This is a genomic window from Pedobacter gandavensis (genome assembly GCF_032677645.1).
In the GTDB taxonomy this organism is placed as follows: Bacteria; Bacteroidota; Bacteroidia; order Sphingobacteriales; family Sphingobacteriaceae; genus Pedobacter; species Pedobacter gandavensis_A.
Map to the genome: position 1 here is coordinate 138,001 of NZ_JAVTSB010000014.1, position 14,798 is coordinate 152,798.

Annotated in this window: 10 protein-coding genes; 4 read left to right on the forward strand and 6 right to left on the reverse strand. The window is 43.8% G+C overall.

All coding sequences use genetic code 11. The features are described 5' to 3' along the window. From R2Q66_RS21635 to R2Q66_RS21645, 3 genes are all read left to right on the forward strand, one after another. Entirely contained in the window at window positions 1–2,154 is a 2,154-nt protein-coding gene (locus R2Q66_RS21635; RefSeq protein ID WP_316753153.1) for a glycosyl hydrolase family 95 catalytic domain-containing protein, read from the forward strand. Window positions 2,155–2,521: 367 nt separating this feature from the next. Further along, window positions 2,522–3,310, forward strand: a complete 789-nt coding sequence (locus R2Q66_RS21640) for a metallophosphoesterase (protein ID WP_316753155.1) — start codon at window positions 2,522–2,524, stop codon at window positions 3,308–3,310. 58 nt (window positions 3,311–3,368) lie between these two features. Further along, window positions 3,369–4,322 (forward strand): GNAT family N-acetyltransferase, encoded by a 954-nt coding sequence (locus R2Q66_RS21645; RefSeq protein WP_316753157.1) that lies wholly within the window; start codon window positions 3,369–3,371, stop codon window positions 4,320–4,322. A gap of 145 nt (window positions 4,323–4,467) precedes the next feature. On the opposite strand, the gene katG is transcribed toward R2Q66_RS21645, so the two are convergent. The 6 genes from katG to R2Q66_RS21675 all read right to left on the reverse strand — a co-directional run bounded on the left by katG (window position 4,468) and on the right by R2Q66_RS21675 (window position 13,796). Further along, window positions 4,468–6,744: a catalase/peroxidase HPI gene (gene katG, locus R2Q66_RS21650; protein ID WP_316753159.1), complete on the reverse strand. Its 2,277-nt coding sequence runs from the start codon at window positions 6,742–6,744 to the stop codon at window positions 4,468–4,470. A gap of 259 nt (window positions 6,745–7,003) precedes the next feature. Then, window positions 7,004–8,356 carry a M56 family metallopeptidase gene (locus R2Q66_RS21655; protein WP_316753161.1) on the reverse strand — a complete coding sequence of 451 codons (1,353 nt, stop codon included), beginning with the start codon at window positions 8,354–8,356 and terminating at the stop codon, window positions 7,004–7,006. Between the two features lie 2 nt (window positions 8,357–8,358). Beyond that, window positions 8,359–8,757: a BlaI/MecI/CopY family transcriptional regulator gene (locus R2Q66_RS21660; protein WP_316753163.1), complete on the reverse strand. Its 399-nt coding sequence runs from the start codon at window positions 8,755–8,757 to the stop codon at window positions 8,359–8,361. 36 nt (window positions 8,758–8,793) lie between these two features. After that, window positions 8,794–11,445 (reverse strand): hypothetical protein, encoded by a 2,652-nt coding sequence (locus R2Q66_RS21665; RefSeq protein ID WP_316753165.1) that lies wholly within the window; start codon window positions 11,443–11,445, stop codon window positions 8,794–8,796. Next, window positions 11,442–12,287, reverse strand: coding sequence for a GLPGLI family protein (locus tag R2Q66_RS21670; RefSeq protein WP_316753167.1), 846 nt, complete (start codon window positions 12,285–12,287; stop codon window positions 11,442–11,444). Before R2Q66_RS21670 ends, R2Q66_RS21665 begins: the two co-directional genes overlap by 4 nt. A 93-nt stretch (window positions 12,288–12,380) precedes the next feature. Beyond that, window positions 12,381–13,796, reverse strand: coding sequence for a PLP-dependent aminotransferase family protein (locus tag R2Q66_RS21675; protein WP_316753169.1), 1,416 nt, complete (start codon window positions 13,794–13,796; stop codon window positions 12,381–12,383). Window positions 13,797–13,891: 95 nt separating this feature from the next. On the opposite strand from R2Q66_RS21675, the gene R2Q66_RS21680 reads away from it, so the two are divergent. After that, on the forward strand, window positions 13,892–14,785 hold the full coding sequence (locus R2Q66_RS21680; RefSeq protein WP_316753171.1) for a DMT family transporter: 894 nt from the start codon (window positions 13,892–13,894) through the stop codon (window positions 14,783–14,785). Window positions 14,786–14,798: the final 13 nt, after the last annotated feature.

The window sequence follows — 14,798 nt, forward strand, 5'->3', positions numbered from 1 at the left end:
ATGAAAGTTTTTTCCGCAGTACTACTCATTCCCTTGCTGACATTGTCAGTTTTTGCGCAATCACCAACCTATAAAAACACCTGGACAAAAGCACCGCTTAAAGTCCCATATGACGTGTCTGTAGATGCGCCGCTAATGGGAAATGGAGACCTGACCATGAGTTTGGGTTATAAAAATAACAACCTGTCTTTTTACCTTTCTAAGAATGATTTTTGGCGCTTACGTTCCAAAGCAGACGGTTTATCCGGCCCCCGGGTAGTCGGTATTCTGGGTTTAAAAATTGAAGGTATGGAAGCCGCTGCTTTCTCCGCGGAGCAATTGCTGAGTAACGGAGTAACTACCAGTTTATTGAAAAACAACCAGCAGCAATTAGTTGTAAAATCCTGGGTATCGGCTACAGAGAACCTGGTTTTTATAGAACTGAAAGCACTGGATAAAGCGGTTGAAATCTCCCTTGAACTAACCGCGCCAGAAAACAGTATGGCAAAAATGGAGTCTGGAAAATCTGCGGATGTTAGCTGGTTAACCCGTTCTTTCCGCGACAGTGTCGATCTCCCTACCTCAGCAGCGATTGCTTTAAAGGTGTTAAATACAGATAAACGGCTGCTGATGCTGAGTCCGGGCAAAGCGGTAACCCTCGTACTTGCGGTGGAAGGTAATTTCAAACAGGCTGATCCAAAACAATATGTACTGAACCAGATTAAGAAAGTCAATGAAAAATCGCTTGCTAAAATTGCACAGCAACACCAAAACTGGTGGACAACCTACTGGGCTAAATCTTCCATTTCTATAGCGGATACGGTGCTGATGAAAGCTTATTATCAAGGCTTATACACCATGGCGGCTTGTAGTCGCGATGCTAAATTTCCACCGCCCATATTTGGCTGGACCACCTCAGATTCTCCTGCATGGAATGGTGATTACCATTTAAACTATAATTTTCAAGCCCCTTTTTATGGATTGGCGGCTGCTAACCGTTTAGAGCAGGCTGCCCCGCATGACGCACCTTTGCTTGATTTTATGGACAGAGGAGCCTGGTACGCGAAAAACGTGACCAATACCCGTGGTATATTATATCCCGTTGGCATCGGACCATTGGGAATTGAAGTCACCAAAGATTTTCTACAGTACAAGAACGGGCGCGATTTAGAAGAAGGTGGCTTGTTCTTCGGACAACGCTCTAATACCGCTTATGGCTTACTAAACATGGCGCAATACTGGCGCAGTACTTATGATCCTAAGTATGGGGAGAAAATCTATCCTTATGCCCTGGCGGTAGCCAATTTTTGGGAGGATTACCTGAAGTATGAGAACGGTAGATATGTGATTTATGGCGATGCCATTCATGAAGGCTCAGGTAAGGATAAGAACCCGATTTTATCCATCGGACTAATCCGAAATGCGTTTGATTTAATGATTGATTTGAGTACTACTTTGCAAAAAGACACGATAAGACAAGGGAAATGGAAGGATATTTTAAACAAGCTCAGTGATTTTCCTGTTCAAAGCAGAAATGGGCAATCCGTTTTTCGCTATACCGAAGAAGGGATAGCCTGGTGGGATGGCAATGGCTTAGGAATCCAGCACATTTATCCGGCAAATGCGATCAATTTAGACAGCAAAGAAGCGTTGTTAAAAATCTCCCGGAATACCATTGGCGAAATGAAACGCTGGCACGATTCGAATACCAGCAATAGCTTTTTTGTTGCGGCAATCAGGGTAGGGTATGATCCGTCAGAGGTTTTTCAGGAGCTTCATAAATACGCTTTAAAGACTTACCCGAATGGATTTCAGTTGAATAATCCGCATGGCATAGAAAACAGTTGTACCGTAGAAAATGCGCTAAATGAAATGCTGTGCATGAGTGCCGGCAATGTGATCCGCCTGTTCAATATTCCTAAAGGTCAGGATGCCAGTTTCCGGAATATCCGTACCTGGGGTGCTTTCCTGGTTTCCGCAAGGTTAAAGGATGGCGTAGTTTCTGAGCTTAAAATCAACAGTGAAAAAGGAAAGCCCTGCACCATGGTTAACCCATGGAAGGGTCAGAAAGTGCAGCTCATCAGGAATGGTAAAAAAGCAGAAAGCTTATCTGGCGATAGAATTTCTTTTCCAACAACAAGTAACGAAACGATCGCATTATATGCGCTACGCTAAGTAAAGAGAAAATCAGGAAAGCAGTTTCATGGCTAAAAAATAAATGCAGATAAACCAGCGGCCTGTACCTATATCAGGCCGCAAGGTTAATGAAAAGTTAACAATTCCTTAAACGCGGGGGCTGTTAAACTGAGTAATTTCGCTGGTATATGAAACGAAGAGATTTTGTAAGAGGAACGGCTTTTACAGCATTAGGAGCCACTATATTGGCCCCGCTACAAGGTATAGCGGCTAATGCTGAAACACACCTGGAAGGGGAGGATCTTTCTCCGGCAAATGCCTTAAAAGACGACTATTCCCTGCATTTTGTGGCTATCGGAGATTGGGGCCGGACCGGGCCGATCACCAGATTCAGGTGGCTAAACAAATGGGAAAATGGACCACAGAACGCCCTAATGATTTTATCCTTTCTTTGGGTGATAACTTCTACCCGAAAGGCGTGGTTAGCGAACAGGACCCTTTATGGCATTATTCATTTGAAAACATTTATACCGACTTCTCCCTACAGGACGATTGGTATCCTATATTAGGAAATCACGATTACCAGAGTGATCCTGATGCCCAGATTCGTTACAGCAAAGTGAGCAGAAGATGGAAAATGCCTGCCCGTTACTATTCAAAAGAAGTTGATCTGGGCAGCAATGGCGATAAAGTATTGATGATTTTCATTGACACTTGTCCGCTGATACCAGAGTTCCACAACAACCCAAAATATGCACCTTATGTTGATGATCAACAGCCAGACAAACAACTGGCCTGGATGGAGGAGACCCTTAAAAATGCAGGCTCCCATATCAAATGGAAAATGGTGATCGGCCATCATCCAATTTATACTGTCGGACCAAGGATAAAAAACTACGATACCCTTGCCGTGAGAAAAGTCCTTAAAGGCATTTTTGACCGCAATAAAGTAGATGTTTATCTATCCGGACATGACCATTCTTTACAACATTTAAAGCCCGAAGGATTTACGCATCAGTTCATATCTGGCGCCGGTTCTGAAGTTACGCCCGTTACCTCAGGGATAGGATATAGCAAGTTTGAAGCCGCAGAACATGGTTTTATGTATTTCTCTATTGATAAGAACAGGTTAAATGCACAGGTGATCCACCATACCGGAAAGGTACTTTACCAAACCACCTTAAATAAATCATAGCCCAAATCTGAATATATTCTATACATTTGCATAACTGATTATGTAATTGACTTTGTGTATGGAACTATTCGAGAAAACAGGTAAGATGGCTTTGGGGAGCCGCTTAAGATTATTGACCGCAAAGGTGACGGAAGACGCAGCGCGGATTTATGAATTATACAACGTAGAATTCTCCCCGAAATGGTTCCCTGCATTTTTTGTTCTTTCAGAAGATGGAGAAAAGACCATTACCGAAATCGCCAATGAAATCGGACATTCGCAGCCATCTGTAAGCAAGATCATTCAGGAAATGACCGCCGCAGGATTGGTGCAGGAAAACCGCGACTCCCCGGATAAACGACGGAATGTAGTCGGGTTAACGACAAAAGGAATCGAAATCTCCAAACACATCAAAGTACAGTGTGCAGATGTGGACCTGGCCATCGACAGCATTATTTCGGAAGCAAGACATAACCTTTGGGAAGCACTCGCAGAATGGGAGTACTTACTGGAACAAAAATCCTTGTTCAGAAGGGTGCAGGAGCAGAAAAAGTTAAGAGAAAGTAAAGATGTGCAGATCGTGGCTTATGAAGATAAATACCAGTCGGCCTTTAGAGCACTTAATGAAGAATGGATTTCCACTTACTTTAAAATGGAAGAAGCGGATTACAAGGCCCTTGATAATCCTAAAGAATATATCCTGGACAAAGGCGGGAAAATATTTGTAGCCCTTTACAACGATGAACCGGTAGGGGTATGCTCGCTGATCAAAATGAACGATCCGGATTACGATTATGAGCTGGCAAAAATGGCGGTTTCTCCAAAGATACAGGGTAAAAGTATCGGATGGTTACTCGGCCAGGCAGTGGTAAATGCAGCAAAAGAGTTGGGCGCTGCGAAGATTTATCTGGAAAGTAATACCGCTTTGAAACCTGCAATCAACCTTTATCAGAAACTGGGCTTTAAAAAAGTAATCGGCAGATCTACCCCGTATGAGCGTTGCAATATTCAAATGGAACTGGAACTGAACTAATCAATTGAAGTGTTGCAGAACATACTTGCGATTAGTAGAAATTCTGAGGGATAAAAAATATCAACATATCAAGATATCTTGAATAAAAGCTCCGTTATTTTCCCATCAATGGAGGGAAATAACGGAGCTTAATTAACTAATAATTTTATACTAAATCAAACCTATCCAAGTTCATCACTTTATTCCAGGCGGCTACAAAGTCTTTTACAAATTTACCTTGTGCATTCGTACTGCCATAAGCTTCAGCAACAGCCCTCAATTCCGAATTAGAACCAAAAACAAGGTCTGCACGGCTACCTGTCCATTTTACAGCATCGCTGCTACGATCCTTACCTTCATAAACTTCTTTATCCTGGGATGCGGCCGCCCAAACGGTGTTCATATCTAGTAAATTGACAAAGAAATCATTGGTCAGCACACCAGGTTTTGTGGTAAAAACACCATGTTTGCTGCCATCAAAATTAGCGCCTAACACCCGCATACCACCAATTAATACAGTTAATTGTGGAACGGTCAGGGTTAGTAAATTCGCCTTATCAATCAGTAGTTCTTCTGTAGAAACCGCCACTCTTGATTTTCGGTAATTACGGAAACCATCAGCGAGAGGCTCCAGGTAACCGAAAGATTCTACATCAGTTTGTTCCTGCGAAGCGTCCATACGACCAGCTGCAAAAGGAACTTTGATATCCTGACCTGCATCTTTAGCAGCCTTTTCAACAGCTGCACAACCGGCTAATACAATTAAATCAGCCAGGGAAACCTGCTTGCCTCCAGCAGCTGCAGCATTAAATTCTTTCTGTATTTTTTCGAGAACATCTAACACTTTTTGCAGTTGTGTCGGTTGATTCACTTCCCAGAATCTCTGTGGAATAAGACGGATACGGGCACCATTGGCACCGCCACGCTTATCAGAACCACGGAAGGTTGAAGCCGAAGCCCAGGCCGTAGTTACCAGCTCTGATACAGTTAATCCGGATGCTAAAACCTGAGCTTTCAGGGTCGCAACATCAGCATCAGAGATCAGCGGATGGTTTACAGCAGGAATCGGATCTTGCCATAACAACTCTTCCTGCGGTACTTCAGGGCCGAGATAACGTTCCTTAGGCCCCATATCACGGTGTGTTAATTTATACCAGGCACGTGCAAAAGCATCGGCAAACTGGTCAGGGTTTTCAAAAAACCTTCTGGATATTTTCTCATAAACCGGATCAAACCTTAAGGCAAGATCGGTGGTTAGCATCGTTGGTAAATGTTTTTTTGTAGTGTCAAAAGCATCAGGAATGGTCGCTTCAGCCTCCGTGGCTACCCATTGGTGGGCCCCGGCCGGACTAGTCGTTAAATGCCATTCAAAGCCAAACAGGTTTTCAAAAAAGTTATTACTCCATTGGGTTGGGGTGGTCGTCCAGATCACTTCCAAACCGCTGGTAATGGCGTCCGGACCTACACCGGAACGATAACTGTTTTTCCAGCCTAAGCCTTGCATCTCCAGATCAACCGCTTCCGGCTCTTTGCCCACATGGTCTGCCGAAGCTGCCCCATGCGTTTTGCCAAAACTGTGTCCACCAGCTATTAAAGCAACGGTTTCCTCATCATCCATCGCCATACGGCTGAACGTATCACGGATATCTTTTGCCGAAGCCACAGGATTAGGATTGCCATCCGGACCTTCTGGATTCACATAAATTAAACCCATTTGTACCGCAGCAAGTGGTTTTTCCAGCTTGCGGGTGTGAATTTTATTGGTCGCATCGTCGTCTGCCGACAATACCCCATGTGATTCCTCAACGCCTGGAGAACCTTGCGCATAACGCTCGTCGCCACCCAGCCATTTGGTTTCTGTTCCCCAATAAACTGACTCATCCGGTTCCCATAGATCCTCGCGACCACCGGCATAGCCAAAAGTCTCAAAGCCCATAGATTCCAGCGCTACATTTCCGGTCAGGATCATCAGATCCGCCCAGGAAATATTGTGGCCATATTTTTGTTTAATCGGCCATAATAATCGGCGGGCCTTGTCTAAACTTACGTTGTCTGGCCAGCTGTTCAGCGGCGCAAAGCGTTGTAAAGCAGCACCGGCACCACCACGACCATCGCCTACACGATAGGTTCCTGCACTGTGCCATGCCATACGAATGAACAAGCCACCGTAATGACCAAAATCTGCCGGCCACCATTCCTGGGAGTCGGTCATCAATTCATGAAGGTCTTTTTTTACCGCAGCAAGATCAAGGCTATTAAATGCTTCGGCATAATTGAAATCTTCCCCCATCGGATTTGATAAAGGGGAGTGTTGACGCAGTACACTTAGCTTTAGCTGGTTTGGCCACCAATCGTGGTTTCTGGTGCCACCACCGGCCACATTGTGCTTCATGCTGCCATTGTGAAAAGGGCATTTACTGATGTCATTTGATTCTTTTTCCATATTTTAAATTTTATATGTTGAATTCCTGCTTGTTCCTCGCTAACCCTAAAGCATTATAAAAATAAGAGAATAGCTGATAAAACTACTATCAATTGATTATAAACTCATGGGTTAAAACCTGATGTGCTAATATTCTAATAACATCGGGCCGGATTTTGTTTTAGGATTCTCCGGAAAATTTTAAGATTCTATCTGTTTTAAGGAAATAGAAAGGATTGGTCTTATGGAAATAGAAAGGATTTGATTTAAATATTTAAAATCACTGAACGACAGGCTTTGATGTTTTTTTGGTAGATAGGATAACAACCCCGTTTCTGCCTTTTTCGCCATAAGCTGTAATTGCCTGTTCATTCTTAAGGACACTAACACTAGTGAGGGTAGCCGGATCGATACTGCTAATACCTGTTGTTACTTCTACACCATCCAGTAAATATAAAGGTTCCGCTTTATTAGTTTGAGGACTTGCCGTTGTCAACATGATTTCCTTCGGTTTAATTTGTTCAACAACTATTTCTTGTGTCGCGAACATCTGATCCACACCGGGAATTACACTGGCTGATTTAGGTAAAGCTACCTGATTATGGCTTTCTTTTTTCCTGACCAGAATGGCCTTCTTTTTAGTACCGGAGGAAAGTGTTTTCTTGCGGGAAACCTTAGTCGTATCAGAAAGTAAATCCGGTAGGGAATGCGTTCTGGAATCCGTTATGGAAAGTTGCTTTGCAGGAACGGTAGATTCAACCAACTTCGTTGTTTCCACCACTTTCGCTTCCGAAAACGCCCATAGAAAAACCGCCATAGCAGGTAACACCATAACTACCGCCATTTTTTTGAACCAACCAGAAGCAGGTTTGGCCAGCATTTTAATCCGTTGCTGCGGAAAATGGTAAAAGGAGCTGGAAATCGCGAATACCCTTGTGCCCACATAATGGTTCACTAGCACCGCTCTATAACCCGCCACAGAATTCCCTTGTTGTAATACCGCCTCATCAGCCAGAAATTCATGGTTCTGACGGATGGCCTTGAGGTATAACCAGGCCATCGGATTAAACCATTGCAAAGTGCAAAACAACTGTGCCAACAATAAATCTGCCCAATGGCGCTGTTTCACATGTGCCAGCTCATGCCTCAGAATCATTTTCTTTTCGGTATCAGAAAGCTCCTCCGAAGTATCAAAAAAGATATAATTAAATACGGAGAACGACGATTTAAACTCGGGGGTACGTACCAAACGACATTCCTTAATGGAACGATATCCGGCTTTGGCGATGACCTTTTTGATCTTAATCAGTCCGAACACATGACGAGCCAGTAAAACACAAGCCACCAGCGCGTAAGCAATCGCCAGATAATAAATAAAATAGCTTTCCTTCAAGGCAGGAGCAGCAGCTGGGGCAGGGATAGTTAAAGAATCCGCAAGACCGGCCGTTATATCCAGTCTTACTTCATACGTATAGGTATACAGCGGTAGGAAAACCGCGCAGATCAGTCCGGCGATTAAGAATATCCTGTTGAAACGAAAGAAGGTCTCATACTTTAAAAAACACCAATACACCGCGTAAAAAACGGCAATACACAAGGCAGATTTCAATAGATACAAGGCCAGTGCTTCCATAGTTATTTATCGTTTTGTTCTTTATTTAATTCTTCTTTTGTATCCTTAATTAACAGGTCTAATTCCTCGATACTATAGTTGTTTTCCCGGGCAAAAAAGGAAGCCATGGCTGCAAAAGAATTGTTGAAATAATTCTTCAGTAAACCTGATAACTGCGATTTTGAATACCCTTCTTTGCTGATCAGCGGTTGGTATACATTAACCCTTCCCTGACTGGTATGACTGGCAAAACCTTTGTTTTCCAGAATAGTCAAGACCGTAGCCACCGTAGTACGCGCAGGTTTAACTTCTTCCAGCCGGTCACGGATATCCTGTACTGTGCCTTCGCCCAGTTCCCATAATACCTGCATGATCTGTTCTTCAGCTTTTGTCAGCTGTACATTTACCACTCCATTCATCATTTAAATATAGGACTATTTTTATAGACATCAAACCGCTTACTTAATCTTAAACCTTACTTTCATCAAAACCTGCGTCGGCCTGAGCTCGTAACTGGAGTAGTAAGAACCGATACCATTATACGCCGCAGCGATATAGCGTTTGGTATTAAAGATATTGTTGTATTCCAGGTTGAATTCTAACTTTTTCAGGTTGTATTTTATCCCTGCATCCGCAAAATTCATTGCTCTGCCGCTTCCGGTTACCGCGCTGTTATAACCGTTCTCATAGCTTAAACGAACAACCAGATCTTTTAAAGGGAAGAAATTTATTCTGGCAGTTTGCGTGGCAGCACGAATGGGCTTAAAATCTCTGGAATCGTTCTTCAAGATATTCTCCGTACTTACATAACGAATGCCATAATTGAAATCTACCCATTCCGCAGGTTTTCCATTGATCCGCGCAGCTCCAGAAAAAGTGCGGTTCACAAATCTGGTAATTTCGGTTTGATTGAGCTGGGTGTTTTCAGCATTATTATAACCGCCATCCAGACTTATTTTTTGAAAAACACCATCTAATCCCTTGTCTATATTGACCATGAAATTAAAGCCATTGGCGGTGTTAGGAATGTCCAGCGTCCGCTTTACCGTTAGGAAACCCTGAAATTCCTGACCATACAATAGATTCATTTTGCTGCGGAAATACGTAGCGGAGAGATTTACAAAAAGCATTTTAATCGGGTGGGAGTATCTGAAACCCGTTCCATAAGATTGCGTATTACGCTCTGGTAACCGCCCCTCATTTTGCACCAAATACCGGTACGATTGCATCATATAGCCAGTGAAGCCGTTTTCTGCACCATCAATATTCCGGGAATAACCCGCATTTGCATACATAGACCATAGCAAATTGAGCTTGTGATTTAGCCTTAAAGTTGGCATAAAAAATACCCTGTCCTGCGCAATCCGGGAAAGCGGAGCATCCGCCAGCAAATCATTCCGGAATAACTGCATATAACTCAGTGGAAGTTTTAGCGTTAGATCTGTTTTTTTATCCGCATAAGTGTATTCTGGCGCCAAACCAAAATCATACCTGTTCCAGTGCAGCTGGTTACTCAGCGAATCAGTCTTTTTTCCTAAAGCCCCCGTTTCCTGCACACTTTGCAGCGCCGAATTTAAAGTTAAAAGGTTTGCATTTGCGCTGGCCAGGTAATTCTGACTAAACCTTCCATGCTTGATTCTAAAGCTAAGGCTGTTTTGAGAAACAAACAACTGTTGTCTCAGGGATTGCGCAGTACCAGTCAGCCCCCCCGGATCGCTAAACAGCAGGGGATACAACATCGGATTCACGTTAAGATCATCATTGATCTTCCCAAAACTCTGGTAGGAATTGATCCGGAAAGTAAGTTTCTTATAGTTTCTAATCATACTCAAATTATTGCTCACTTTGAAATAGGGAGCTGTTCTTTCCTGATTGATCAACTGCTCATTTTCTACACTTCCATATTCTTTACGCTGCAAATCCCCACTGAAATTGAGGGAATTGTCAAAGTAAAACGCAGCGGTATTGGCATTCAGTTTCAGACTGGCATCCAGGTGATGAAAGCGGGTAATCGAGTTCATACGCTCTTCTATTACCAAAGTGCTATCCCCCGGAAGGAAATTTTCATAGCGGGAATAACTGTCCCTGCGCTGCCGGTCGTTCAGATAACTAAGGTTCGTCGTCAGCTTGTAATCCTTTCCAAAAGAGCGTAGCCGGTTCAGCGAAAAGGCATTGTCCCGGTTCAATAAGTATCTTTTCCTATTCAAAGCAGGTGGTACCGGCGACTGGATTCCCAGCGAAACCGGAAAGTTCAGGTTGTCATCGCTACCGTAAAAGCGCTTCAATTCCCCTCCGGAATCGTCGCCGGTATTGTTTCCCTTATAAGTCGTCATCAGCTGTTTTCCTTTGCCAAAATACATCCCAAAAAGCTCATTATTCCATAGTACAGGCGCCAAACCAGCACCCAGCTGTGCATTGGCCACCCATACATTTTTGGCATGATCTTTAAGTTTCAGGTTGAGGGCCCCCTCATCGGTAAACTCCTTGTTTTTCAACGCTTTTATAGGTTGATGATTTTCCAGCACCTGCACAGTTTCCACATCTTTGGCCACGATATTATTGGTGGCAATGCCGTAACGCCCTTCCAGCAGGTCCTGGTTTTCAATGTATAGCTTGTTGATGGGCTTATCACGATAGCTGATGGTCCCATTATCTGCCACTTTAATACCCGGCATATTTTTCAAAACATCGCCAATTGTCCGGTCGTTTTTGCCGGTAAACTGATCCACAGCATAGTTCAGCGTATCATTTAACCTCCGGATTTTTGGTGGTGTCACTTTTAGCTCTTTAAGAACGATACTTTCATAGGTGATGTCAAAATTTAGCCCTCCGGTTTGATTAGGGTGGGAGCGGGTTTGTTTTTGAATACTCATGCCAGAAACGGAGACCATAACACTGTCTTCCGGAGTATTAAATACCAGCTGGTAGGCCCCTTTATCGTCTGTAAGGGTATAACTGAGCATTTTCAAACCCGCTTTCGCCTTCACCGTAACGCTTAATCCAGACATGGCTTTGCCGTCTTCTTTGTTTTTAAGAATTCCGCTGATTTTAGTCTGTCCAAAGGCTAAAGAACCTGAACAAATCAGGAGAAATAAATACCAGAACCTCATTCTAATTCCATTAAAACAGGGTCAAATTTGCCAGGTAATTCGGCGATACTCATCACCCCATTGGTATAATTGAGCTGGAGGCCCATGCCTTGTTTTTTCCGGCGCTCCGTATATTCAGTCCGGGTACATTTTAAAAAGTCTCCTTTAGCAAGTACAATAGGCAATACCGATTTTGGTTGTGTCATTCCGATCAGGCTAAAAGAGAATAACTGGTCTGCATCTTCGATTTTTAGAATCAGTCCCGGCAGACCAGAGAATTTCCATGGCCCCTCATTTACCGGAATATCCGTGCTAAACCATGCCGTGTAATTTCTACCTCTAAACTTCAGTAAAGCTTTCTGACAAGTGTAACCGGCAACGGTATCTGTCCCTTCCACCAGTTCCCAGTTGAGCTTAGGAAAGCGGTCTTCATACTGAAGTTTAGTCCCTTTAGCGTCGCTCAGATAATCAAACACCGTAATGCCCTGTTGCTCTTTTAAAATCTGGTAGCTTTCGCCTTCCGTGGCGTTAGATTGCCTGGTACCCGGAAGATTGGAAAGGTCTTTCGATTTATCGCCTTTGAACACCTGCACACTTTTGAGGTCTTCTTTAGGGCCGTTCATCAATTCAGAAAGGGCAGAATCTCTGCCTAAGCGGGCAGGGTCGTAGAACCTGGAAATCCGCTTTCCGATGTCCAGCACCATGGTATCTCTACGATCCGAAGGGGCAGTAGGGGCTGTCTTTTTCGACAAGACATAATAAGCCCTGATTTTTACCGTATCCAGGAAATCTTTGTTTGGTTTTTGCGCAAAGGCAAGGCTGCTGAAACAGCAAATGGAGCTGGCAATTAGTAATAGTTTCATCGTAAGATTGGTTTAGTTGATAAACCTAATCTACGTCTATGTTTTTAGACAAGCAAGTAAAACCTAACATTTGTCTAAAAACATAGACAAATGTTACTTGATCATTTTTGCCAGGTTTCCAAGTTGTTTCAGTTTGAACTTTAAATCAGCAGACCAGGGGAGGCCGATGCAGAGTCTGATACAGTTTTCAAACTGATTTTGTAGGGTAAACATACGCCCCGGAGCAATGCTGATCTGCTGCTTGATGGCTAGATCATACAATTTTGTCGTATCCATTTCTTGATTAAACTCTACCCAAATGGAGAGGCCCCCTTGCGGCCGGCTCATTTTTGTTCCTTCGGGAAAGTGTTCCGCAATGGCTTCCACATAATGCTGGTAATTGCTGTTTAAAGTCCGCCGAAGCTGTTGTAAGTGCTTTTCATACTTCCCGGTTTTGATAAAATTACCAACGCTTTCCTGAATAACGGAGTTAGAAGATATCGCATGTACCAGCTTTAATTTCAGCAGTCGTTCTTTATATTTACCCGGGGCAACCCAGCCCACACGATAGCCCGGAGCCAGCGTTTTAGAAACAGAGCCACACCACAAAACATTCCCTTCCGTATCAAATGATTTGCAGCATTTGGGGCGTTGCGTACCAAAATAAATATCGCCATAAACATCATCTTCAATGAGCGGAATACCGTGTTTTGATAAGAGTTCTACCACTTCCTTTTTTTGTTCATCGGGCATACAACTCCCTAAAGGGGTGTTGAAATTGGGCACCAACAGACACATGTTGATTTTAGGAATCACTTTCTTAAGCGCTTCTATTTCTATCCCCGTAATGGGATGTGTAGGTAATTCGAGTACTTTAAACCCAAGGCTTACCGCAAGTTGTAAAATCCCCGGATAACAAGGGCTTTCCATCGCAATCGTGTCCCCCGGTTTCCCTACGGCCATCAGGCATAGGGCGAGGGCATTCATGCCGCCATTGGTTGTGATCAGGTCTTCTTCCTGTAAATTCCCGCCCCATCCCAGAGAGCGGACCGCAATCATTCTTCGTAGTTTAAGGTTCCCCTGAAGCGGTTCATAAGCCGTACCGCCATCCTTTAGCTCCCGTGTAGCCTGCAAAATCTCTTTCTGCAATTTCGCTACCGGCAACAGATTTCCGGAAGGAACCGCAATAGAAAGTAGCGTCAGATTTTCATTGCCGATATTGGCATAAACCTTCGTGATCAATTCTTCCGGCTCTGTATCATTGGCAATCAGAGAAGGCCGGCTGACTGCAGATAGCGGTAGTTTCTGGTAAAGTTGTTTACTTACAAAAAATCCGGATTGTGGTTTTGATTCAATTAAGGATTGGGCTTCCAGTTCCAGAAAGACCCGTTTTGCCGTATTCATGCTAATCCCATGTACCTCGCATAACTTCCTCACAGAAGGTAGCTTGTCGCCGGGTTTTAAAACGCCATTCCTGATTTGAACAGCAATCCCGGTCGCAATTTCATCATATCTAAAAACCTTGCTCATGTTAATTCAAGTAACTGTGTCCATGCAAACATACAAAACTGATACTGTAATTGTCAACAGCTTCTGAGCAATTTTGTCTTAAGTTTTAAATGATTATGGAAGCAATAACTATAAATAAATCTGTAGATAGCAGCTCGAAGGGCTGGATCAATGGTTTCATCGGCGTACTGATATTCAGTGGCTCGCTACCTGCCACCAGAATGGCCGTTTTAGATTTCGACCCTGTGTTTTTAACCCTGGCCAGGGCAACGATTGCCGGAATACTTGCTTTAGCCGTGCTGCTGTTTTTCAAAGAGCAGCGGCCCGACAAAAAACAGGTTTTTTCTCTGTTTATTGTCGCATTGGGCGTCGTGGTAGGCTACCCGCTATTGTCGGCCATGGCTTTACAATATGTTAATTCCGCGCAGTCTATTGTTTTTATGGGGATATTACCCCTCACTACGGCTGTTTTTGCAGTGATCCGTGGGGGAGAGCGACCGGCGCCGGTATTCTGGTTTTTCTCTATTCTGGGAAGCGTTTTAGTGATCGGTTTTGCAGTCTCCCAAGGTCTGGAAGGGCCGCCAATCGGTTATTTGCTGTTGCTATCAGGTGTTATCTTATGCGGACTAGGCTATGCAGAAGGAGCAAAACTGTCTAAAACATTAGGGGGCTGGCAGGTGATTTCCTGGGCATTGGTGTTGGCATTACCGCTGATGGCACCCTTAGCGATATTTTTTCGCCCGGAATCATTTGCAGGCATTGGTATCGCAGCCTGGGGAAGTCTGGCCTATGTTTCCCTGTTCAGTATGTTTATTGGTTTTATATTCTGGTATCGGGGTTTAGCCCAGGGGGGAATCGCTGCTGTTGGACAACTACAGCTGCTGCAACCGGTTTTTGGTTTAGCATTAGCCACTACCTTACTGCATGAACAGATCAGTATGGGGATGTTGGGCGTAACTGCCGGGGTGATCCTTTGTGTAGCTGCAACAAAGAAATTTGCCAAAACTTAATGCTGATCTCAGA